The sequence below is a fragment of the Sphingobium estronivorans genome, assembly GCF_008692605.1.
Taxonomy (GTDB): Bacteria; Pseudomonadota; Alphaproteobacteria; order Sphingomonadales; family Sphingomonadaceae; genus Sphingobium; species Sphingobium estronivorans.
This window is the reverse complement of sequence record NZ_LFCT01000070.1, coordinates 1-772: the sequence shown is the minus strand read 5'-3', so window position 1 is coordinate 772 and position 772 is coordinate 1. Positions and strand designations below refer to the sequence as shown.

The 772-nt window shown below is 63.9% G+C and carries 1 protein-coding gene; it reads right to left on the bottom strand.

Features of this window, described 5'->3' with window-relative positions:
• Positions 1-647, bottom strand: a 647-nt coding sequence (locus F7P65_RS21860; protein WP_240334437.1) for an IS66 family transposase zinc-finger binding domain-containing protein, incomplete at its 3' end; no start/stop codon positions are given.
• Positions 648-772 lie beyond the last annotated feature (125 nt).

Below are 772 nucleotides of genomic sequence, written 5' to 3'. Positions count from 1 at the left end.
CCTGCCAGCGTCGAGCGGTCGATCTCGATCCCCTGCGCAGCCATTATCTCGGCTTGGCGGTAAAGCGGCAGATGATGATCGAACTTGGAGACGACGACATGGGCCAGCGTGCCGAAGGTCGCCTTGCCTCGGGCAATGGCTTTTACCGGCGCGGGCGCCTGCACGATCTTCTCGCAGGACCGGCAGCTATACTTGGGCCGGATGGTCCGAACGACACGCCATTGCACCGGCACGGCATCAAGCATCTCGTCGCTATCCTGCCCCAGAGGCCGTAGCGCGCCGCCGCAGTCCGGACAGGTGCAACTGCCCTGCTCGGGCTCGATCCGCTGTTCTTCCCGCGGCAGATGGGCGGGCAGTGCGCGAACAGGCGCTGACCGAACGCCATCTGCCGGATCGGCTCGACGCGCGGCAGCGACGATGGCCTCGCCTTCAAGTTCTTCGAGGGCCAGCTCAAGCTGTGCGATCTGGGTGTCGAGCTTCTCGGACGACCTGCCGAACTGCATCCGCTTGAGGCGCGCGATCTGCACGCGCAGCGTATCAATCAGGATGTCGCGGGCAGAAATATCGGCGTGGGCGGCCGCCAAAGCAGCTTCGAGCTCGGCGATCCGAGCGTCTTTGTCAGCGGTGGAAAGGCCTGCATCCGACACCGCGATCCTATAGCGGAACAGCCGCCGATGTACCAGTAAAAGTGCCGGAAATGGGTGTTTTTAGCCCGCGAGTGACGGGGTGAAAGTGCGTTCCGGCCGCCGCCAGTCGATGCCTTCCAATAGCA